1 protein-coding gene is annotated in these 294 nt (G+C 48.0%); it reads left to right on the top strand.

The genetic code is table 11. The features are described 5' to 3' along the window. The coding region (locus B7723_RS00030) for an isopeptide-forming domain-containing fimbrial protein (RefSeq protein WP_142358069.1) at positions 1 to 294 on the top strand (294 nt) is incomplete at both ends.

The raw sequence follows: 294 nt of genomic DNA, 5'->3' as shown, positions 1-294 counted from the left end.
GCTGGCGCTAACTTGTCCGCATATGTGAAGGAAGACGGTCGTACACAGATTCCGAATAAGGCTTCTTATGACGCAAGCTTCCCACACAAACCAGGAGTGCACAAGGACTCTAACGAAGTCCCAGTAACACCTCCAACACCAGACGAGCCAGAAATCAAGAAAGATGTGAACGGCAAGGCAGAAGAAACCCTCGCAAAACGAGATGAAGACTTCACATACAATGTGAAAACGACAGTAGCGCAAGATGCGACAGCCTTCAGCGTAACCGATAAGATCGAAGATGTTCTTGAGTTC

Origin of the sequence: Streptococcus oralis subsp. oralis (assembly GCF_002096435.1) — a bacterium.
Classification (GTDB): Bacteria; Bacillota; Bacilli; order Lactobacillales; family Streptococcaceae; genus Streptococcus; species Streptococcus oralis_AA.
Note: the sequence above shows the minus strand (reverse complement) of the source record. Positions and strands in the feature narration are given on the sequence as shown.